The organism is Novosphingobium sp. ZW T3_23 (assembly GCF_044987305.1).
Classification (GTDB): domain Bacteria; phylum Pseudomonadota; class Alphaproteobacteria; order Sphingomonadales; family Sphingomonadaceae; genus Novosphingobium.
This window is the reverse complement of sequence record NZ_JBJDRF010000038.1, coordinates 19,463-41,422: the sequence shown is the minus strand read 5'-3', so window position 1 is coordinate 41,422 and position 21,960 is coordinate 19,463. Positions and strand designations below refer to the sequence as shown.

Sequence of the window (21,960 nt, the reverse complement as noted above, 5' to 3'; positions counted from 1 at the left end):
GATCCGGGACCGCTGGCCGTGACCGGCCCACCTTTCGGCAGGGCGCGTTTCCACAAGGGTGCGCCTAAAGAACTGCCAGCGGTCCCGGATCAAGTCCGGGACGACGGAGGGCTCAGCGGACCAGTTCGAAACCGTTCGCGGTAGGCACGATACGCGCATCCAGGCTCAGCGAAACCGCCTGGAGGAACTGGTCCGGACGATCGAGATCGAAGCGACCGCCGATCTTTTCGCGTGCGAGATCGGCGCTGGCGACAGTGATCTTGCGCGTCAGGTGACGGTTGAATTCGGCAGCGGCGGCGGCGACGGATTCGTCGAGGAAGACGATTTCACCCATGCGCCACGCCATCTGCGATGCCACTTGCTCGGAACTGCGCGCTTCCAGCCTGGGCGCCATGTCGGCAGCCATCACGATCGTTTCGTTGCGCCGCAAGGTCAGTTCGCGGCCTCCATCCGGCAGGCGCAGCGCCGCGCCGTCCACCAGGGTCAACTCCGCCCGACCGCCCGCGATCCGGGCATCGAACAACCCCGGCGCCAGCGGCAGGGAAGCATCGCCGGCATGCAGCACCGCGCCGTCCTCTCCGCCGGATCGGATGTCCAGCGCCACTTCTCCGCGATCGAGCCGCAGGATCCGGTCGCCACTGCCGAACCGCCATGACAGCGCGCTGTCGGTGTTGAGGTAGGCCACACTGCCATCGGGCAGCGCGACGCGGCGCGTCTCTCCCACTTTCGTCGCCGCGCTGTCCCAGGCATAGGCGCGCTCGGCCAGGAAGCCCGAACCGAGCGCTGCGACGGGCAGCGCCACGGCGGCGAACTTCAGCCATTGGCGGCGGCTGGCCTGCACGGCGGTGTTCGGAACCTCGACCAGAGGCCCCCCCCCGGTGCGCATCGCCTCCCACTGGCCGACGATGCGCGCATAGGCGACTGCGTGCGCGGGATTGCTCGCGCGCCAGGCCTCGAACTCGTCGACGCGCGCGGTGCCGGCGTCGAGCGCGGCGAACCAGCGCGACGCTTCGGCCAGCAGGGCGTCCTGACCCAGGGGATCTTTCGAGTTCGTCATCTTACCGGAGTGCCGTGTCTTGTGCTTCTTTACGCGGTGCTGGGCGGTTCTGAAACGAGGGCGTCCGCGCTCCGATGCTCGCTCGTACCTATACAGCCTCTTGCGAGTCAGAGAAGTATCTTCTCTCGCGCCGCTTCCGGGCATGTGCCGGGGTACGGTTCTTCGGCGGATCGATCCTGCGGCGTCAGCGCATGGGTCAGCAGTTCCACGGCGCGGGCCAGGCGCTTTTCGAACGTCGAGATGCTGATGCCGAGGTCGCTGGCGATCTCGCGCGGTGTTTCTTCCGCGAAGCGGCGGCGCACCAGCGCGATCCGGCACCGTTCCGGCAAGGCCGCAATGGCGTGCTGCACGCGCGCCATCTGCGTGCGCGCGGCGACGACGCGGAAGGCATCGGGCATATCGTCGGCCACGTCCAGCGCCGCCGGCGCGGGCAGCGCCTGCATGGTCACCACGCGCCCCTGCCGCATCCGCTCGATCGCCTGGTTGCGGATCATGCGCATGACGTAACCCGGCGGTTTGGCGATCGCGCTCCAGCCGCCCAGCGTGAACAGCTTTACGTAGATTTCCTGAACGATGTCGCCGGCTTCCTCGTCATTGCGGACGATCCTGCGCGCATAGTCCAGGTAGCCGCGTTCGTGAGGCAGGACCTCTTCAACGAACCAGCGGTCAATCGGGCGGACATGGGGCGCGGTCACGATGAAAGGCTCGGCAATGAAGGAATTGTGCGCCGCGCCTAGGGCATGAAAATGTACCTTTTGCGACATGGACGGCCGAATTGAGCCGTCCGCCGATCATGGGCCGACGAGGTTTCGACCTTGCGGCATGACAACGACCGCGCGGCGCCGTTGCAGGCGGCGCGAAAGACGGCGGATGTCTCTGCTTACCTTGTTCCAGGCCATCCAGGTTCCGGTCGCGCAGACCAGCGTGACGGCGGCCAGCAACGGCAGCACGATGAAATCCCACCACGGGCGTTTGCGCAGCACGGGAAAGTCCAGGCTGTGCAAGCCATCCTGTAACCAGCGGAAACCCCGCCCGTTGCGATCGAAAGCACGCAGGATCCGGCCGCTGGTGCGGTCGATGTAGAGCCGCGTCTTCTCTCCATCCGCCAGCACCACGCGCCAGACCGGAAGCGGTGCGGCGAAGCGGTGGCGGTAATAGTAGGCGTCCTCCTGCGACAGCAGCTCCAGGGATGCGATGGCCGGCTGCCCCGAAAAGGCAGCACGCAGTTCGCCCGAGGTCAGCGAGGATGCCTTGCCCTGGGCGTCGAGGCGCTGCGCCCGGCCGTTGGCCTTGGACGCGATCAGGAATGTTCGGCCACCCAGCGGCGCGGTTTCGATCCGCAGGGTATCGTTCGGAAGATCGTGCAAGGCGGACAGCGCCTGCCGAACGTCGCGCCATGGCATCGGCCCGGCCAGCCTCTCGCGCTCGGCAAATCCACCCGCGCTGTCGAGGAACCCCCAGGGGTTCATGGAGAAGAGGCCGCTTGCCACCCAGGTCAGGGTCAGCAGTCCGAAGAACAGCCCGAAGACATGGTGCCACCACCACAGCCCCTTGTAGGGCGACCCGATCCGGCCGTCGCGCTTTCGGCGCATACGGGCGATGCCGGCCCAGATGCCCGTCACCGTGAGAAAACATCCCGCAAGCGAGGTCCAGACGACCACTTCGTTCCACAGCGCACCGTTCTGCCGCAGCATCGTGGGGTAGAGCCAGTGCGGCACCGCGCCCAGCCAGCCCCAGAAGCGCTGGAAGCGCGTCGTTTCCTGCACGACTTCGCCGGACCCGCCTGAAATGTAGATCTCGGTTCCGGCGTCGTCGGCGAAGTCCACCCGGTAGAGCGGCGCGTTGCGCCGGTAGGTTTGCACGGTCCATTGGTCGATCCCGGTTTCCACGGGAGCGGCAGGCTTGCCCGCGATGCCGTGACCATTCGCGAAATCCTGCGCGATCCTGCCGATCTCCTGCGGATTCGGCGTGGCCAGCGCCCTGCCGCTCGTCAGATCGAAGGCGGCAGGGATCGCGCGCATCTGCGGGATCGCGCGGTCGGTGGGTTCACCGGGCACGACCCGCAGGACCGGACGCCCGGCCAGCATCTCGATGCGGGCGGACGAGATCGGCGTCTCCGGTGCCATGTCCACGGCGTCGAAGCTGGCGGACGGCGGCAGATGCAGTGGGGCAAGGCCCTGCACTTGTGCGGAAGGCTCCAGCCTCGGATAGTCCACATAGATCATCACGAAGCCCGAGAGGCACCAGATCGTCATCAGCAGGCCGACGAAGACGCCGAGCCAGCGATGAAGGACAAGGATCGGGCGCGGCAGCAGGCTGCGTGAGCGCTTCTTTCGAGGATGGGGCCGAGGCTGGAGTGTACTCATGGCCTCAGAAGCTCAGGCCGTAGCTCATCCGCAGCGTGCGCGGCACGCCCCGGCTGAAGTAGAGGAAGCGGCTGTTGCTGCCGTCCAGCGCGCCCTGGTCGGTCACCGCCGACTGATAGCCGCGTGTTGCATATTCCCGGTTGAACAGGTTCTCGACATTGACGCCGAAGCGGTTCCGGCGTGCCGCACCGTCGACGTAGAGGTAGGCCCCGGCGTCCACCAGCGCGTAGTTGCCATAGTTCCGGCGGCCGAAGCCCGAAGCGGTGGACCAGACGTCGCCGATCCAGTTGAGCGAGAGATTGGCGCCAAACGGCAGGTCTTCCGGTGCATAGGCAAAGGTACCCTTCGCGTATTGCCGGGGATTGCGGTCAAGCTGGGTGGACGATGCCTTCTCCCGCACGCGGGCGTAAGTATAGCTGGCATTGATGCTCCAACCCCCGGCCATCTGCGCCGTCAGTTCGAATTCGCCGCCTTGCGAGCGGACCTTGCCGTCGAGGTTGGCGTAAGTGCCGTTCGGATAGGCCGGATTGTCGTAATCGTAGTCGATCATGTTGGTGATGCGGCGATTGAAGTAGGTCGCCTTCCAGCCCAGCGTGACCGCGCCCGCCGGGAAAATTCCGCCCGCGGAGAGGTTGAGGTTGAGGCTCTGCTCCGGGCTCAGGTTCGGGTTGCCGATCTCGCAGCAGGGGTCGTTGCCATAGAGCTGCGAGGCATCCGGAAGTACGAAGGAAGTGCCGCCGTTCGCCTCGACATAGAGCGGGTCGGCAAAGTCGTAGCGGCCGGACACGTTCCAGATCGTCTTCTTCGCCCCGTCCGTGCGGTTGTAGCGCAGGCCCGCGGCAAGGCGGCCCTTCGAGGAAATCTCGTCGGTGGTACGGACCTGGAAAATCCCGGCATGGACCTGCTCGCTGGTCGGCGCGATCAGCAGCACGTCGTCACGCCCGCTGAAGTTCTGGAAGTCGTAGCCCAGCAGGTATTCGAGGCCGGGATGGAGATGCAGCTTGACCACCGCGCTGCCGCCCCAGTCGCGATAGCCCCAGAACGTGCCTGCCGGGTAGATCACTTGCGGTTGCAGGTCGGGAAGCGAATTGCGGATCTGGACGTAGGCGGTCTTCCAGTCATGGAAATAGCCCTTGAGGAAGAACTGCACGGCATCGCTGCCGGTGTAATCGAGGCGGACGCTGGCGATTTCCTCGTTGCGATCGTTGCGGCTCTCGCGGATGCGCGTGGGCGAGAGGTTGTCGAGGTTGGCCTCGGTGTGCTGGTATTGGGCATTGAGCGCCAGATCGGGGGCGAGGTCGTACTGGTACTTGAGACCCGCCGACCACAAGTCGTAGCCGAGATGACGATCGGTGAGGCTGGGCTGATAGGCGCTGTAAGGCGTGTAGCCTTCCGAACGGTTGTGCGAGGCATAGGCCACGAAGCGGTGCTTGGCCGCCGCGCCGCGCAAGTAGCCATCTACCGTGGTGCCGCCCCATGAATCCACCGAGGCATTGACCTGGCCGTTGAAATCGTCGGTGAAGCCGCGCGTCACCACGTTGATGACACCCGCCGAAGCCTGCGTGCCGTAGAACAGGCTCTCCCCGCCGCGCAGCACCTCGATACGCTCGATCATGCTGGCAGGAAGCGTGTCGTTGGGCGATGTTCCGCCATAGAGGCGGTTGTTGAGGCGGATGCCGTCCATCGTCCAGAGCACGTCCTGCGTGCGCGAACCCTGAAGCGACACATCGACGTAAGTGAACGGCCCGTTGCGGGCGCGGATGTAGAGGCCCGGCACCGATTCCAGCGCCTTGACCACGTCTACCGCGCCGCTGTCCTTGATCTGCTTTTCGCTCACGGTCACCACGTCGTTGCCGTAGCGGGAAAGCTCCTGCGGCAGCGTTTCCTCAAGGCTGGTGCCGGTGACGACGATGGCCCGATCCTCACCGGCGTCTTCACCGGTTTCCTCGGCACAAGCCTGCGTGTTCCAGGCAAGACCAAGCGCCACGGCAAGCGCCGTGTGCGAAATTGTAGCGAACTTCATCTCATTCCCCTGTCGAGCGCCATGCGATCCGAAGCAGGGGTCTGCCGTTCACGAACGGCCGGGCATCGACCGGCGTTCACGAAAGGCCGGCGCATCGACCGGCCGGGCGCCCATAACGAAGGGACGACCGCTCAGCGCACCGTGCGGCCCCTGCCGCTGGTTCGTCGCTCAGACGGAGAAACACCGTGCCCCGGCCATCCCCTGGACCAAAGCAAGAGCGACCGGACGCAGGCAGGTCTCCTGGCTCGCGGGTCATGGCTTGATACACGGCCTTCCCAGGCCTCGCAGGATTTAGCGTCCGGCCCAGTGGCTACGGCAGGCGCCTTGGCCCTGCCGCGTGATGTGTATCGCGCTCACCGCTTACAGTTGCAGGGACAGCCTCGGATTCGAGGGTCGAAACCCTCTCACCGTGTTCCCATTTTAAGCCTCTTTCGAGGCACCGGCGCGATCTTGTCCGCCATCCCTCACCGGGAAAACGGATGAGGCGAGCTAGCCGGGGAGCGCACTGCGCGCAAGCGGGATTTGATGGATGCCCTTCGTGGTGACGATGCTCGCTTCGATGAAGGGCGGCATTACCGCAAAACAGTCTCTCAGCACCTGGCGGTAAGGTGGTTCAAAGCATCATCGACCATCGCGGCAACCTCGGCACCGACGCGCCCGAGCGGAAGCGGTGCGGCTTCGAGAGGCAGACCAAGCCGGCGCCCCACCTCATACATGATCCGCAAGCTGCCATGCTCGCGGAACAGGTTCCACAGTGGGACGAACGCAGAATCCAGCCTGCCTGCCTGATCGATGTCGCCGGACATGGCCGCGCGGGCGAGGGCCAGCGCCTGCTCCGGGAGAAGACCCGCGACCACGCTATACCAGGCGTCCCCCCCGGCGATCAGCGAATCTCCCGCGCCCCAGTCACCGCTGTAGCCGATCTTGAAATCGCGGGGAGTGGAGGCGCGGAGGCGCTGGAGTTCGACACGGTAATCGCCGTCACCCGGCAGCGGCATCTTGATGGCCGCCATATTCGGCATCGCCGCCAACGCGGCAATCAGCTCGTCGGAGAAGCGGAAATTGGTCGTTCCCGGATTATTGTAGATGCACATCGGCAGGGCCGTCGCCTCGGAAACGGCCCGGAAATGCTCTTGCGCCTCCTGCTGTGTCAGCGGGGTATAGGACATGGGCGCAAGCAGCAGGCCATCCGCGCCGGCGCGCTCGGCCGCGATCGCCAGATCCCGCGACCAGCTGGTTCGCAGGGCGCCGACGCCAACGATCACCGGGGTGCGGCCCGCCGCCGCTTCCACGGCGGCTTCTGTCGCGCGGATCCGTTCGGAGCGATCCAGATAGGCATAGATGCCGGTACTGCCGAGCACCCCGATCGAATCCACACCGGCATGAACCAGACGCTCGACCAGAACCGACAGCGCATCGGTATCGACGATGCCGTCGATGTTGGCAGGGGTGATCGGGAACGCGGAAAGGCCGGTGAATAGCGTCATGACACTACTCCTCGTATGTCGGGGAGAGATTATCAAGCGCAGACCGGGCGCGTGGACGCGTCTTGCGCGTCATCCTTACTCCGGAGGTACCAGAGCCAGCAGGGCGAATGTCGCCAGCCAATGCTCGCCCATATAGTCGCCGGCGAGGTGGGGGAGTGCGGCTTGCAGGTGCCGCTGCGCGATCTCTTCCCCCGCATCGTGGATGAAGTGCGCCTGCGGCAGGCGCGCGGCGATTTGTCTCCAGCACCAGGCGCGGCTGAGGTTTAGCCCGTCGAGATGCGCGATCTTGCCGTCGGTCCGATCTGAAACGAAGGCCGGCACCAGCAGGGTCTGCGGGCGTCCTTCGGCAATCTCGGGCAGAAAGGCATCGAACCAGGTCGCAAACTCGGCGGGAGGCAGGACGCGGCTCATCGCCAGCGCCTCGGTCAGCGTGGGAGAGAGGAATTCGTCGCCGGACGGCTCCCACGCCTGAGCGGCGCGGTCTTCTCCGAACCAGTCGCGCAGGCGGCTTTCGATCAATGCGGCGAGACCGTCTCGCCGGCCCTTCGCCCATTCGTGCGCCAGGACCAGGGCGAACGCCGAGTTGCTGTGGATGCCGTGACGGATCGGATAAGTCAGCTTGGGAAGGTGGTCCTCGAAGCGCTGCGCGAAGATCGCGGCCAGCGGGGCGAGCGCCGCGGCCCAGTCCTGGCGCTCATGCAGCGAGAGTTCGTGATGCAGCGCCAGCAGCCAGCCCCAGCCGTAAGGGCGCTCGAAGCCCTGCGACAGCGGGCGCGCCAGATAGGCGATCTCGCCCGCGATCATTTCCGGCACCAGCATCGTATCCGCCCGCGCGCGAATGGCGGCGGCTTCGGGCATGTCGGGGAACAGGCGCAGCAGCCGCATGACCTGCCACCAGCCGTGCACGCAGCTGTGCCAGTCGAAGCTGCCGTGGAACACAGGGTGGAGTGCCGAGGGCGTCTCCGCGTCTTCCGGTCCGTTCAGCACATGGTCGAGCTTGTTGGGATACTCGCGGCCGAGGTGGCCAAGGGTGAGCTGCGCGAAGTGCGAAGCATGCTCCGCCGTCAGGATCGTGGTCATCGGGAGAACCCCAGGAAATAGAGGAGAAGGATGTTGGCGGCCAGCATGGCGACGGCCGTGGGCGCCTGGGCGCGGATGACGCCGTAGGGATCGCGCAGGCCCAGCAGCGCCGCCGGAACGAGATTGAAGTTCGCGGCCATGGGCGTGAGCAGGGTGCCGCAGAATCCGGCCAGCATGCCGATCGCCGCCACGGCGGCCGGGTCGCCATGTTGCACGGTCACCAGCAGCGGCGCGCCCATGGCCGCGAACATGACGGGAAAGGCGGCAAGGGCATTGCCCATCAGCACCGTCAGCAGCGCCATGCCGGTGCAATAAAGCGCCACTTGCGCAAACAGACTGCCGCCGGTCTCGACATGATCCAGCAGGCTGCCTACGGCCGTGCCCATTCCGGCCGCCGCATAGATGATGCCAAGGCTTGCCAGCAATTGCGGCATCAGGATCGCCCAGCCAAGCCCGTCGGCCAGCCTCACGCCTTCACGCAAGGGCGCTTCGGCGCGGGTCCGGAACCAGACCATGCAGATGACGGTCGAAGCCAGCGCGCCGAGTGCGAGCGAGACGAGCGTCGCGTCGGAGGCCTTGACGATCCCCGGCACGGACTTGAACAGCACCGTTCCCGCCAGCGCGATCGCGGGAATGGCCAGCGCCGGAAGGAACAGGCGGCTGCCGTAGCGCAAGGCCGCTGCCTCCTGCCCTTCCTCACTTGGCGCCGGAGCTGCCCCGGTCCGCCCGGAAGCGGCCACTATGACGATGACGATGGCAAGAACGCCGTTCGCCATGTCGGGAATATGGTCCCCCAGCAGGAAGCTGAGTGCGATCAGGCCCCAGAGCAGCGCCGTGGCGCGGCCCTTGCGGTCCCGCCGGTGCAGCGCCGTGACCAATGCGAAGCCGAGGAACATGGCCCCCGCCAGCGCATAGACGAGTTCCAGCCCGATCACGCGGTTTCATCCTGTAAACGCCGGCGCTTCCTGTCCAGCAGCAGAACGCGGCCGCCATGGATGAGCAGGGCGGCGATCGCCGTCGGCACCGCCCACATCGACAGCGCGAAAGGCTCGGCCTTCATGCCATAGCCCTCCATCACGCCCTTCATCAGCAGGATCGAGCCGATCGCCAGGAAGATGTCCTCTCCGAAGAACAGGCCGATGTTGTCTGTCGCCGCCGCCAGGGCCTTGGCACGATCGGCATCGAGTGAGGAGCCGTCCTGTTCGGCCGCCGCTTCCGCCATCGGTCCCAGCATCGGCCGGACCATGGTGACCTGCCCGCCAAGCTGGGTGAGGCCCACGGCGGAAGTCAGCTGCCGCGCCAGCAGATAGGCGAAAAGCAGCCGCCCCAGCGTGATCCCGCGCAATCCGCGCATCAGCTGCTTGGCGCGTTCCTGCAAGCCATGGCGTTCGAGCAGGCCTATCGTTGGAATGACGAGGAAGACGGCGGTGACGAACTTGTTGGCGTTGAAGGCGGCCCCGAAGCGCGCCAGCAGTTCGGCAAGCGGCAAGCCCGCCGCCAACCCCGCCGTAGCGGCCGAGGCCAGCACGACCGCCAGCGGATTGATCCGGGCCACCAGCCCGGCGACGAGAACGACAACGGCTAACAGAACCAGCATCTCAGGCTTCCCCCCGTTTGTCTCTCAGGCTGTCGTTTCGACATCGGACGGTGCGCCGAAGCCGCCGCCGCCCGGCGTTTCTATGACGATGGCATCCCCGATGGCCAGCGGCACTTCCGCCGTTCCGCCCAGATCGGTGCGCGATCCATCCTTGCGTTCGACCCATTGCCGCCCGACTTGCCCCGCCGCGCCGCCCTGGAGACCGAACGGGCCTTCGCTGCGCCGCGACGAGACGATGGTGGCGGTCAGCGGCTCCAGCGCCGTGACCTTGCGCACCACGCCGTCACCGCCGCGATGCCGTCCCTCGCCGCCCGATCCCTTGCGGATCGCGAAGCATTCGAGCCGCACCGGATAGCGCATTTCGAGAACTTCGGGATCGGTGATGCGGGTGTTCGTCATGTGGGTGTGGACGGCCGAGGCTCCATCGGCGCGCGCGCTGGCGCCCGCGCCGCCGCAGATCGTCTCGTAGTATTGCACCCGCTCGTTGCCGAACAGGAAGTTGTTCATCGTCGCCTGCGCGCTGGCCGTGGCGCCGAGCGCGCCCAGCAGGGCATTGCAGGCCGCCTGGCTCACCTCCGTATTGCCGGCCACGACCGCCGCGCCCGGCCGGGGCGACAGGAAGGTTCCTTCCGGCACCACGATCTCCAGCGGAACCAGGCAGCCTTCGTTGAGCGGCAGATCGGAATCCACCAGACAGCGGAAGGCATAGAGCACCGAAGCCCGCGTGACGGCGGGAGGCGCGTTGAAATTGCCGTCACGCTGCGCGTCGGTACCGGTGAAGTCGATCGTGGCGCTGCGACGCGCGCGGTCCACGCTCACCTTGACGCGCAGCCGCGCGCCGTCGTCCATCCGGTAGTCGAAGGCGCCGTCGCCGATGCGGTCTATCACGCGGCGCAGGCTTTCCTCGGCATTGGCCATCATATGCCCCACGTAAGTGGAGACCGTGTTCCAGCCGTAGCGGCGCAGCAAGGCCATGATCTCGCCTATGCCGGTTTCGTTGGCGGCGACCTGGGCCTTGAGATCGGCCACGTTCATGTCGGGATTGCGGGCCGGATAGCGCGCGGCGGCCAGCAGATCGCGCAAGGGCTGCTCGCGGAAGGTGCCGCCTTCCAACAGCAGGAAATCGTCGATGACGACGCCTTCCTGCTCCAGGCTGGTGGAGACGGCCGGGGTCGAGCCCGGCGCGATGCCGCCGATGTCGGCATGGTGGCCGCGATTGGCCACGAAGAAGCGGATGCGTTCGCCTGCCTCGTCGAAGACCGGCGCCACCACGGTGACGTCGGGCAGGTGGGTGCCGCCGCGATAGGGATCGTTGAGCGCGACCATGTCGCCGGGCTTCAGGCTGCCCTCCCGCGCGGCCAGCACCGCACGCACGCTTTCGCCCATCGCGCCGAGGTGGACCGGCACATGCGGCGCATTGGCGATCAGGTTGCCTTCGGCATCGAACAGCGCGCAGGAGAAATCGAGGCGTTCCTTGATGTTGACGCTTGTCGATGTGTGCCGCAGCACGGCGCCCATCTGCTCGGCAACCGCCATGAACATGTTGTTGAACAGTTCCAGCATCATCGGATCGGCGACGGCGTGCCCGGATTCCGCATACGCGCCTTCTCCTTCTTCCCGGCTGGCCGGAGTGGCATAGGCTCGTTCCTGGCGCAGGACGAGGTTGCCCCAGTCATCCACCGTCGCGCCCCAGCCCGGTTCCACCACCGTGGTAGCCAAGGGCTCGCGGATCAGGGCCGGGCCGTCGATGCGATCTCCCGCCAGCAATTCGGCGCGGTCATAGACGGTGGCGAGGTTCTCTCTGCCTTCGGCCCAGAGCGGCATCTGCGTCAGGACGGGTAGAGTCTCGCCCGGCGCGCGTCGCCCGAGAGGCGGCATCGACACCGCCTCGCCCGGAAGGATCACTTCCACCTCGATGCTGTCGACCACCAGGGCGCGACCCGGCGAGGAGAAGCCGAAGCGGGCGACGTGCGCCGCGTCGAAGGCGTCCGTCATGGCCCCGGCATGACCGAGTGCGACCGCGATGCTGGTGTCGGTCCCCTGATAGCGCAAGTGCACGCGGGCTTCGTTGCGCAGCGCCGTGCTTTCCTTGTCCGCCGCGATCGTCTCGGCGAGTTCCGCGGCGATCGTCGCCGCATCCGCGCGCAAGCCGGTGACGGTTCCGTCATCGAGCGGAAGCTCCACCGCTACCCGTCGCACTTCGCTGCGATCGGCCAGTCCCATGCCGTAGGCGGAAAGCACACCGGCGAAAGGATGGATGAAAACGGTGGAAATGCCCAGCTCCGCGGCCACCATGCAGGCATGTTGCCCGCCGGCGCCGCCGAAGCACTGCAAGGTGAAATCGGCGGCATCGTGACCGCGTTCGGTGGAAACTTCCTTGATCGCCAGCGCCATCGCGGCGACGGCCACCCGCACGAAGCTTTCCGCGACCTCCCGTGGGTCGGTAGGGCGCCCCGTCGCACCTTCCACTTGCCCTGCAAGCGTGGCGAAGCCCTGTGCCACGACATCGCTGTCCAGCGGCAGGTCTCCGTCGGGACCGAAGATCGCCGGAAAGAACGCAGGCGCAATCCGGCCGAGCATCACGTTGGCGTCGGTCACCGTCAGCGGGCCGCCTCGGCGATAGCAGGCGGGGCCGGGATCGGCGCCGGCACTGTCCGGTCCGACGCGGTAGCGCGCACCGTCGAAATGCAGGATCGAGCCGCCGCCTGCCGCCACCGTGTTGATCGCGATCATCGGCACGCGCACTTTCGCGCCCGCCACTTCGGCATCGATCACCCGCTCCAGCGCGCCCGCATAAAGCGCGACGTCGGTGGAGGTGCCGCCCATGTCGAAGCCGATGATGCGTTCGAAGCCCGCCGCCTGCGCGGTTCGCGCGGCACCGATGACGCCTCCGGCCGGGCCGGACAGGATCGCGTCCTTGCCCTGGAACGTGTGGTGATCGGTAAGCCCGCCGCTTGACTGCATGAAATAGAGCGGCACGTCGCCCAGTCGATCGACCACGCGGCCCACGTAGTCCCGCAGGACAGGCGAGAGATAGGCATCGACGACCGTGGTGGAAGCGCGGGATACCAGGCCCAGCAGGGCGCTGGTGCCGTGGCTGGTGGAGACTTGCGTGAACCCGGCGTTCCTGGCCAAATCCGCCAGCCGCCGTTCCACTTCGGGATATTTCCAGCCGTGCACCAGCGCGATGGCACAGGCGGTGATGCCTTGTTCGCGATGCCGCGCGAACATCCGCGCGGCGGCAGCCTCATCGAGCGGCGAGATCGCGGCGCCATCGACATCGCAGCGCCCGCCCACTTCCTCCACGGCCGTGTAGAGCTGCTGCGGCAGCCGGATATCCAGCGCGAAAAGATCGGGGCGGCTCTGGTCGCCGATCTCCAGCAGGTCGCCGAAGCCCTCGTTCACCACCAGCAGCAGCGGCGCGCCCTGGCGTTCCAGCAGGGCATTGGTGGCGACCGTCGTTCCCATCTTGACGCCGGATACCAGCCCTTCCGGCAATGCTGCGTCGAATGGCAGATCGAGCAGGGTCCGGATGCCGGCGGTGGCGGCGTCGCGGTAGCGCTGGGGGTTTTCGCTCAGCAGCTTGGTGGAAACGAAAGTCCCGTCCGGGCGCCGACCCACGATGTCCGTGAAGGTGCCGCCACGGTCTATCCAGAACTGCCAACCCGACGACATTCTTAGCTCCAACAATTTACCGACAAATTGTGAATGACGGCTTTTCCTGCCGCCTGTCAAGCAGCACCAGCATCGCCACGGCTTTCGCTGAGCATCATTGACAAGCCCTTCGGCACGATTTCATACACCCCTATGAGCGCCAGCGAACCCGGTCCGATCATTTCCTCCGCCCATCTTGCCGATGGCGCGTCTCCTGCGCTTTCCGAGCTGGAGTTCAGCCTGACCCTGGCAGCCAATGCCTATCAGAAATGGATCGTGCGTTGCGCGGCCGCCGCGGGCCAGCAGCTCAGCCCGCTGGAAGTGCTGGTGCTCCATTCCGTCCGGCATCGCGATCGCCCCAAGCGGTTCATGGACCTGATGCTGGTGCTCCATGTGGAGGATGCGCACCTGGTGAACTACGCAGTCCGCAAGCTGTCGAGCGCCGGGCTGGTGGTGACGCGCCGGGTGGGCAAGGAAAAGGTCATCGAAGTGACCCCGGCAGGCATCGACTTCTGCAATGCCTATCGCGCCATCCGGGAAAAAGTGCTGGTCGGCGACGTCAAGGCTTCGTTCGAGGAAGACGTGCTGTCACGCACTGCGGAAACCTTGCGCATGCTTTCGGGAGACTACAACCAGGCCGCCCGCGCGGCGGCAACGCTGTAACGGATAGGAGGGGGCTGACGGCGTTTCAGTAACTTATTGGCTATTGTCGTCGTCCCGGACTTGATCCGGGACCGCTATGTACTCTTGAGGCGAGAGCTTGCGATGGGCCACTGCGGCGTTGCGCTGCTTTCGGGCTTCGAGTGGCCTTGCCAGCGGTCCCGGATCAAGTCCAGGACGACGCGAACGGCAGCTCACCGCGTCAAAGGCGAAGGCCGACCGTTCAAGCCAGCCTTCACCCTCGATGCGCTGGATCACTCCGGCTTGTGTTCGAGCGTGAAGCTCAGCGTCGCCGTGTGTTCGACGGTGCGGTACTTGGCGGGATTGTCGCTCGGTCCTTCGTATACGGCGTGGATCACATTGAGGCCCTGGTTGCGCACCACGAGCGTGACGGTACCGTCGGCCCCGCTCACGACTTCCTTTCCATCGGGATCGTTGACGAAGTCGTTGATGAGGCGCGCGCCGGCGAAGGGCTTGCCCTGGTAGAGCACCTTGTAGGTCAGTTCCTGTCCCAGCGTCTTCGGGATCGGGCCGGCGGGCACGATCTGAAGCGTCTGGCCCGGCAGCACGGGCACGGCGGCAGGAGCGCCCTGGACACGCACCGCGTACTTGACGTTCCTGGTAGAGACTTCGGCGCCCGGCATCTCGTCCAGGCTCTTCTTCTCGTAATGGCCGCCCTTCATGCGCGACCAGACCCCGTTCTGGAGGATTGCGGTGACGAAGGTGGGGGTGGTTCCGGTATCCACCAGCATGGCCAGCCCGGAAACCCGGTGCGCGGCCTGGATCGGCTTGCCCTGCTCATCGTAGGCCGCAACGCTTTCGACCAGCGGCTCGCGCTTCACCATGTCGAGATCGTCGGCGCCTTCGCCGTAGACGAGCACGATCTGCCGCGAACGTTCCGTGAGGTAGATGCCGTGCGCCTGCGCCGGAAGCGCGGGCAGGGTCAGGAGCGAGGTGAGGATCATGGCATTGAAAGCAGTCTTCATCATGCACTTCCTTGGCTGGGTTCGAACGGGAAAATAATGGCGGCTGGGCATCACAGGCCGACCGTCACGCTGGCGACGGCGCTGCGCGGAGCGCCCGGATAGAGGTTGCTGCCGAAGCCGCGCTCGGCGTAGCTCTTGTCGAACAAGTTGTTGATGTTGACCTGCAGCTTCACCCTTTCGGCCAGGGGATAGTAGGCGAGCAGGTTCACCGTCGCATAAGCGCGGATGAGCGGTGCCGTCGCCGCCGTGCCGGCAATGCGGCGCCCCAGATAGGTGATGCCCGCGCCCGCGCCGAAGCCTCTCAGGACGCCGTCCTGGAACTCGTAGACATTGAGCAGGCTGGCCGAATGGCGAGGCGTATTGGGAAGCCGCTGGCCGGGCGCCAGGCGGTTGTCGCGGGTCACTTCCGAATCCGCGAAGGCATAGCCGCCCACCACGCGCCAGGCCCGCGTGATATTGCCCGTGATCGATATGTCGATCCCCCGGCTGCGCACTTCGCCCGCCGCAATGCTGTAGTCGAGGTTGTCGGGATCGGTCGTGGCGACGTTCTGCTTGGTCGTGTGGAACAGCGCCGCCGTTGCGCTCAGGCCGCCGTCCAGCAGGTCGAGCTTGACGCCCGCTTCGTAACTGGTGCCGCGTTCGGGATCGAGCACGTTGCCGTTCACGTCGGCGGCGGTGTTGGGCTTGTTCGAGCGCGCGTAACTGCCGTAGAGCGAGACTTGCGGCGAAAGCACGAAGACCGTGCCGAGACGCGGCGTGAACACGGTCTGCGAGAACTTCGACGTCACGCCGTTGCGCAAGTTGAGGTTGTCGCTCTCGTACCGCTCAAGCCGTCCGCCGATCAGCATTTTCAGCCAGGGCAGCAGCGAGACCTGATCCTGCGCATAGCCCGCGAAAGTGCGGGTCTGCGTGCGGATGCTGGTGAAGGTGCCGTTGAGCGGCGGGATCGCGGACCCGTAGACCGGCGCGAAGATGTCGATCGTGAACGGCGAGGACGCGGGGTTCGAATTGCGGATGACTTCGGTGTAGTGAAACGCCTCGAATTCGGTGCCGAGCAGTATTTCGTGCTCGACGCTGCCGGTCGCGAACTTGCCGATCAGGTTGACCTGCGCGTCGAGATCGCGCCAGCGCAGGGTCCGCTCGCTATAGGTCCGCACCAGGGTGCGCCCGTCGGGCCGCACGCTGGAGGCCTGGATGCCGGGCCCGCCCAGTTCGCCGTTGTAGTACTGGATGCCGGCGCGCAGCTTCCAGTCCCGGCCCAGCTTGTAGTCCGCCGTCAGGTTGCCCAGCCCGTTGCGCACGCGCCAGCGGCCGAGCGAAGGCTCGCCGAAGAAGCGGGAGGAGGGGATCGCGCTGTCCAGTTGATTGCGGAACGCGGGATTGCCGCGATCCAGCGGGGTCTTCACCTGCACGAATTCGCCGCCGAGCCGGATCGTCAGGTCGGCCGAAGCGTCCCAGGCGACCACCGGGGCAACGACGACGCGGTCGGATTCCACATGATCGCGGAAGCTGTCTCCGCCTTCCACCGCCGCGCCGATGCGATAGCGCAGGGACTGGTCGCCGGTCACCGGGCCGGTGGCATCGACGGTTCCCCGCCAGCCGCCGAAGCTGTCGATCCGCGCGCCGAGGGTCTGGGCCGTCGTTCCGGCCGGCTCGCGCGAGACGATGTTGAACGTGCCGCCCGGATCGCCGCGGCCATAGAGCAGGGCGGCGGGGCCGCGCATCACGTCCACCCGCTCCACGGCGATCGAGTCCGGCGCCGGCGGATAGCCCCGGTTCATCGGGAAGCCGTTGCGGAAGTATTCGGAACTGGTGAAGCCGCGCAAGTTGTAGTCGGTAAGGCCGGTGCCGCCGAAATTGTTGCCGCGGGTAATGCCGCCCGCATAGGCCAGCACGTCCTCGACGCGGTTGGCCTGCAGGTCTTCCACCACCTGGCGGGTCAGTACCGTCACCGACTGCGGGATTTCCTGAAGCGGGGTGTCGGTTCGGGTCGCGCTGGAAGAGCGGGGCGCGTTATAGGCGCCGCTCTTTCCGGTGACGACGATGGCGTCCTCCGGGGGCGCGGTTTCGGTACCATGCGCCGTTATCGGTATCGCGAACAGCGCCAGCAGCGCGGTCGTGCTATGCAGTCTCAAGTCATTCCCCACGGGCGTCGAGCAACACCGGGCGGGAGGCGTCCGCGCGAACGGCCGGCGCGCGCGACGGCCGGACGCCCCGAAGGCGGCAGACACGCGACACCGATGCGGCCCCCGCCGCATTCTCGTCGCTCAGACGGAGAAGTTGACCGTGCCGAGACCATCCCCTGGATCAGGCAAGAGCGACCGGTGCGACGGCAGGTCTCCTGGCTTGCGGGTCACAGCTTGATGCACGGCCTTCCCAGGCCCCGCATGGTTTAGCGTCCGGCCCAGTGGCTGGCGATCCGGGACACTTCCCGACCGCACATGTGCATCGCGCTCGCCGCTCACAGTTGCAGGGACAGCCTCGGATTCAAGGATCGAAACCCTCTCACCGTGTTCCCTTTTAAGCCTTTCTCAAGGCACCGACGCGATCAATCCGGCAACCGAAGTCGCCGAATGTCGGCGGCGTTATCTGCAATAAAACCAATTCGCAATAGCAATAGCAGCGTTCGTGCGATCTTGGCCGACGTCGCGGCCACGCATCACCGCATGAAGAATTCGACCGGTACCACCAGTTCGATGGCCTCGCCCTTCATGTCTTCCGGCGGCCTGGGCAGCGGTTGCGCGCGCCGGGGCAGCGCGAGGGCTTCATTGTCGAGCGAACGGACGCCGGACGAACGCTCCAGGGTGACCGTCAGAACCTTGCCCTGCCGGTCCATGGAGAAGCGGATATAGGGCACCCCCTGTTTGCGCGCGAAGTGGGCGTCGCGCGGGTATCGCTTAACCCTGTCCAGCGCGGCGAGCACACGCCCCTCCCAGGTCGGCTTGCCGGTCGAGGCCTGCGGTTGGGGGGGCAAGGGCCTGTTGACCGGCGCGGTTTCCTCGCGCGCCGGGGGCGCGGGATCCGGCGGAGCGGGCCGGACGGCTGGCGCAGCGGGCAGCGGTTCGGTTGCGGCGATCACGATACTCGGCGGGAGGATCTCCGCTGCTTGCGGCGCAGGCTCCTCCTTGCGCTTTCGGGACGGGCCGGGCGGAACCTCGCGAACCGGTTCGGGGGGCGCGGCAGGCGGGGCGACATTGAAAGCGCTGATCGTCGGCCGGGCCGGCGGAGCGCTGTAGGTGGTCCATGTCAGCAACAGCCCCGCGCAGATCAGCAGAGCCACGCCTGCGGTTCCGCCCAGTCCCGTCAGGCGCGCGCGCAGCGAGGTGGGTTGATCGGCGTAACGGGTGTGTGCGGGCACGGGCACTTCTGTCTGCCCGTGCTCGTTAGGGAACTTCCGGCAGACGACGGCGGGGGCGTTCATGATCGGCATGCCGCACCATTGCCGGAACGGATCGCGCTTGCCCCGATCGGTCCGCCGTCGTCCATCGTCATGGTCAGATCCGTCCGCGCAAGGTCAGGCGGAAGCTGCGCGGCTCGCCGTAGATGTTATAGAACGAGGCATAGCCGGGGATGCGCAGATAGGTCTTGTCGAAGATGTTGCCGACGTTGATGCCCGCCTCCCACTTCTCGTTCAGGTCATAGGCGACGCGCGCCGATGCGATGGCATAGCCGCCCTGCCGGATGACCGAGCTGTACATGTTGCTCTGCGACTGGACACCCGCGCCCAGCTTCAATCCCGAAAGCGGCCCCTCGAACCCGGCCTTGCCGAAGCTGAACTGCGACCACAGCTTGAACAGGTGCACTGGCATGCGCTCGGGCTGGAAGCGCTGGCCGACGTTGTCGGGGTCGGAGTCGCTGAGGTATTTCTGCCGGTTGTAGGTATAGCCTGCGGTGATATCCCATCCGGGCAGGGGACTTCCGGTGACTTCGGCTTCGATCCCCTGGCTCTGGATCTTACCGGCGGCGCGGGTGCAGGTGCCGTCCGCGGTTCCGCCGCAACCTATGTTGAATTCGTCGATGATGGGCCGGTTGGTGTCGCGCAGGCGGAACACCGCCAGCGTGGCATTCAGCGCATCGTCGAAGAGCGCGGCCTTCACGCCCGCTTCGGCCTGCCAGCCGACACGCGGATCGAGCACGCGGTTGTTCACGTCCTGCGCCGTCTGAGGCACGAACGTATCGACATAGCTGGCATAGAGCGAGACTTGCGGCGTCACGTCCAGCACGGCACCGACGTAGGGCGTGAAACGGCCATTCGTGGTTGCGTTGCTTTCCACCCATGCCGTCCTGTCCGGCAGGACATCGCGCTCCTTGTTCTTGTAGTACGACAGGCGGCCACCGACGATCACCGTCAGCGGGTCTGCCAGGCGCAGGCGCGCGGAACCGTAGATGCCGGTCTGGACGGTCAGCGTTTCGTACTTGCTGACGACGTTGGAGGGAATGACGGCGCTGAAATCGTGGTCGTTCAGCATGTCCCAGTCAGTCGGGAAGGCGAAGTTGGTGCCGCCGACGAAATCGTAGCGCGAACGATTGACGCCCAGGGTCAGTTGATGCTCCTGCCCGAACAGCTTCACCGGGCCGTTCACATGGATGTCGAAGCTGTGCCAGGTGATGTCCTGTTCGATCCGGCCTGCGGAAAGGCCGCTGACGAGGCCGGTTGCCTTGTCGATGGCATACCAGGCCGAGGTCGATGCGCCGTCGTAGTCGATATCGCGATAGTTGTAGGCGCCTTTCGCCTGCCATCCGCCCCCGAAATCGTGCGTGATATCGAAGAAGAGCTCGCTCGTCGCGGTCCGCGAATTGGCATCCGATCCCGTGTAGGACTTGCGGGAAGGCACGGTGCCGTCGCTGTAGAGCGGCAGGCCGAAGAAGTTTATGTAGTCGCGATGCGCGTAGAGCCCGCCCACTGCGATCGTGGTGCGCGGCGTCAGGTCGTATTCGACGATGCCGTAGAGCGTGCGGTCCTTGTTGTAGCCGACGTCGTAGAACTTGTCCTCGTCCTGATAGATGCCGACCACGCGTCCGCGCAGCGAGCCCGAGGCGTTGAACGGCCCGGTAAGGTCCAGTTCTCCGCGATAGCGATCCCACGATCCCACGCTGGCGAGGCCGGAAAGGTCGAAGTCCTTCTTCGGTCGCTTGCGCACGTAATTGACGGTTCCGCCCGGTTCGCCGGTGCCGGTAAGCAGGCCGGAAGGGCCGCGCAGAACCTCGATCCGGTCGAACAGGGCAAGATCGCCGATGCTGGAATTCGAATCCGCGCCCTGCTGGGGAACGCCATCGTACTGGGCATTGGCGGTATAGCCGCGGATCATCACCGATTCCGTGCGCTCATATCCGAAGGTGCGCACGCCGGTCACCTGGTCGAGCGCCTCGGCCGTCGTCGTCAGCGCCTGATCGTCCATCTGCTGCCGGGTGAGCACGCTGACCGATTGCGGAATCTCACGCAGCGACTGGGCGCTCTTGCCCAGCGTCACGGCATGGGCGGCGTAGGAGCCGGTATCTTCGGTGGCGGCGACATCGCTGCTGCCCGCCAGCGGCGTGGCGCTGCCGCCGCCCTCGACGCGAACGGGGCCGAGCGTGACCGCTCCGCCCGATTGCGGTGCCGGCTCCAGGGTGATGGCGTTGGGGCCGGTGAAGCGAAAGCTCAGCCCGGTTCCCGCGAGCAGCCGCGAAAGGGCCTCACCGCTCGACAAGGCCCCCGAAACGCCGGGCGAGGAAACGGAGGCGCCCACCGACGCGGCATAGACGACCTGAATGCCGGTTGCATGCGAGAACTCCCGCATGGCGTCGATCAGCGGTTGGGCCGCGATGGCAAAGTTGCGTGGCGCCTGGGCGGCGCCCAAGGACTGGGCATGGGCAGCGGTGACGCTCAGCTGGCTCAGGGCGGTGCCGAGAAGCAGCGCGGCACCAAGGCGCGCGGCGCGCAGGACAAACGGTCGGGACGAAGACTTGGACAAGGCAGGAAACCCCCAGAACGAAACGCTTCAGATCCGGCACGGATGGAAAATGCGACGCATTATCATCATGCCGATCATGCCCCAGGCGTTTCGAAGCGAGGCTTGCCTAACCCCTTGCTGAAAATTTTTCACGGGACGGGCCGGACGATCGCGAGGCCGCCGGGCAGGCGGGTGATGCTCAACCCTGCGCTGGCGGCAAGCGCATCGAGGCCTTCGTCGGCGCGATCCGCGCGGATGATGGCGGTGACGGCAGGCAGAGCCTCGACATTGCCCATCACCAGGGTCGGGCCACGGCGATAGCGCGCGATTTCGTCGATCGCGGTGCGCACCGGCGTCGCCTCCAGCAGGATGTCGCCATCCCGCCAGGCGGCGATCCGACCGACAGGGAGGTCGCGCAGCGGGACGGGGTCCAGTCGGCCTGGCGCCGGCTCGTCATTCCAGGCCGCGCGCTGGCCGGCGGTCAGCGTCAGCCAACTACCGGCGCCGTCTTCCTGGCCGACCCTTACGGCGCCGCCCGTGACCGCCACTTCGGAGCGGGTATCCTCGGCGGAAACGGCAAATGCGGTGCCGATATCCTCGACCAGCACGCCGTTGGCCGACACCCTGAAGGGTCTGCTGCGGTCGTGGACGACCTCGAACCAGGCGCGGCCCCGCAGAACCTCGATCCGGCGCTCTCCTTGCTCGAACCGGACGGTGATGGCGCTTCTCGCATCCAGGGCGACGCGCGAGCCGTCGGGAAGCGAATGTGACTGGACGGCAGCATCGGTTCGATAATCCGCCCTCAGGCGCAGCAGGACTTCAGGGCCTGCGAGCAGAAGCGCCAGACCTGCCGCCACCGCGCCGAACGCATGAGCGGGGCGCAACCGGACATGGCTTCGGGCAGCGCCGGTTTCCTGCGTCGCCAACTGGACCTTTGCGGCATCGAGGCTTCGCCACAGCGCAAGTTCGTGCTGGAAGATGTCTTCATGGCCCGGCGCAGCGCGCCAGTCGGCCAGTTCGGCCAGTTCCTGCTCCGAGATTTCGCCGGACGAAAGCCGCACGATCCATCCACGCGCGGCTTGGACGATCGCCGGGTGAGCACCGGGCACGGTCATCG

General features: G+C 66.3%; 15 protein-coding genes and 2 riboswitches. Of the genes, 1 reads left to right on the top strand and 14 read right to left on the bottom strand.

Annotated features, from left to right (window positions below):
• Positions 1–112: 112 nt before the first annotated feature.
• The 9 genes from ACI3K3_RS17855 to ACI3K3_RS17815 all read right to left on the bottom strand — a co-directional run bounded on the left by ACI3K3_RS17855 (position 113) and on the right by ACI3K3_RS17815 (position 13,285).
• Positions 113–1,057 carry a FecR family protein gene (locus ACI3K3_RS17855; protein WP_404916078.1) on the bottom strand — a complete coding sequence of 315 codons (945 nt, stop codon included), beginning with the start codon at positions 1,055–1,057 and terminating at the stop codon, positions 113–115.
• Between the two features lie 107 nt (positions 1,058–1,164).
• On the bottom strand, positions 1,165–1,821 hold the full coding sequence (locus ACI3K3_RS17850) for an RNA polymerase sigma factor (protein WP_404916076.1): 657 nt from the start codon (positions 1,819–1,821) through the stop codon (positions 1,165–1,167).
• A gap of 27 nt (positions 1,822–1,848) precedes the next feature.
• Positions 1,849–3,423, bottom strand: a complete 1,575-nt coding sequence (locus tag ACI3K3_RS17845) for a PepSY domain-containing protein (RefSeq protein ID WP_404916074.1) — start codon at positions 3,421–3,423, stop codon at positions 1,849–1,851.
• 4 nt (positions 3,424–3,427) lie between these two features.
• Entirely contained in the window at positions 3,428–5,446 is a 2,019-nt protein-coding gene (locus ACI3K3_RS17840; RefSeq protein WP_404916072.1) for a TonB-dependent receptor plug domain-containing protein, read from the bottom strand.
• A gap of 212 nt (positions 5,447–5,658) precedes the next feature.
• A riboswitch (cobalamin riboswitch) is annotated at positions 5,659–5,905 on the bottom strand.
• Between the two features lie 131 nt (positions 5,906–6,036).
• A complete protein-coding gene (locus tag ACI3K3_RS17835; protein WP_404916070.1) occupies positions 6,037–6,933 on the bottom strand; it encodes a dihydrodipicolinate synthase family protein in 897 nt (298 codons plus the stop codon).
• A gap of 75 nt (positions 6,934–7,008) precedes the next feature.
• Positions 7,009–8,013 (bottom strand): DUF2891 domain-containing protein, encoded by a 1,005-nt coding sequence (locus tag ACI3K3_RS17830; protein WP_404916068.1) that lies wholly within the window; start codon positions 8,011–8,013, stop codon positions 7,009–7,011.
• Complete coding sequence (locus ACI3K3_RS17825) at positions 8,010–8,948, bottom strand: 5-oxoproline transporter, DUF979 family subunit (protein WP_404916066.1); 939 nt, start codon at positions 8,946–8,948, stop codon at positions 8,010–8,012. Before ACI3K3_RS17825 ends, ACI3K3_RS17830 begins: the two co-directional genes overlap by 4 nt.
• Positions 8,945–9,610: a 5-oxoproline transporter, DUF969 family subunit gene (locus ACI3K3_RS17820; protein WP_404916064.1), complete on the bottom strand. Its 666-nt coding sequence runs from the start codon at positions 9,608–9,610 to the stop codon at positions 8,945–8,947. The genes ACI3K3_RS17825 and ACI3K3_RS17820 overlap by 4 nt, the downstream gene beginning before the upstream one ends.
• Before the next feature lie 24 nt (positions 9,611–9,634).
• The gene (locus ACI3K3_RS17815; RefSeq protein WP_404916062.1) at positions 9,635–13,285 is read right to left on the bottom strand and encodes a hydantoinase B/oxoprolinase family protein; all 3,651 of its coding nucleotides are present in this window, start codon (positions 13,283–13,285) and stop codon (positions 9,635–9,637) included.
• A gap of 132 nt (positions 13,286–13,417) precedes the next feature.
• Here ACI3K3_RS17815 and ACI3K3_RS17810 point away from each other — a divergent pair, with 132 nt between their 5' ends.
• Positions 13,418–13,927 carry a winged helix DNA-binding protein gene (locus ACI3K3_RS17810; RefSeq protein WP_313438588.1) on the top strand — a complete coding sequence of 170 codons (510 nt, stop codon included), beginning with the start codon at positions 13,418–13,420 and terminating at the stop codon, positions 13,925–13,927.
• A 251-nt stretch (positions 13,928–14,178) separates the two neighbouring features.
• Here the strand turns inward: ACI3K3_RS17810 and ACI3K3_RS17805 are convergent, their stop codons facing one another.
• The 5 genes from ACI3K3_RS17805 to ACI3K3_RS17785 all read right to left on the bottom strand — a co-directional run bounded on the left by ACI3K3_RS17805 (position 14,179) and on the right by ACI3K3_RS17785 (position 21,958).
• On the bottom strand, positions 14,179–14,910 hold the full coding sequence (locus ACI3K3_RS17805) for a DUF4198 domain-containing protein (RefSeq protein ID WP_404916060.1): 732 nt from the start codon (positions 14,908–14,910) through the stop codon (positions 14,179–14,181).
• Between the two features lie 50 nt (positions 14,911–14,960).
• Entirely contained in the window at positions 14,961–17,045 is a 2,085-nt protein-coding gene (locus ACI3K3_RS17800) for a TonB-dependent siderophore receptor (protein WP_404916058.1), read from the bottom strand.
• Positions 17,046–17,223: 178 nt separating this feature from the next.
• Positions 17,224–17,469: riboswitch (cobalamin riboswitch) on the bottom strand.
• Between the two features lie 100 nt (positions 17,470–17,569).
• Complete coding sequence (locus ACI3K3_RS17795; RefSeq protein WP_404916056.1) at positions 17,570–18,274, bottom strand: energy transducer TonB; 705 nt, start codon at positions 18,272–18,274, stop codon at positions 17,570–17,572.
• 130 nt (positions 18,275–18,404) lie between these two features.
• Positions 18,405–20,864 (bottom strand): TonB-dependent siderophore receptor, encoded by a 2,460-nt coding sequence (locus tag ACI3K3_RS17790; RefSeq protein WP_404916054.1) that lies wholly within the window; start codon positions 20,862–20,864, stop codon positions 18,405–18,407.
• A gap of 128 nt (positions 20,865–20,992) precedes the next feature.
• The gene (locus ACI3K3_RS17785; protein WP_404916052.1) at positions 20,993–21,958 is read right to left on the bottom strand and encodes a FecR family protein; all 966 of its coding nucleotides are present in this window, start codon (positions 21,956–21,958) and stop codon (positions 20,993–20,995) included.
• Between the last annotated feature and the right edge of the window lie 2 nt (positions 21,959–21,960).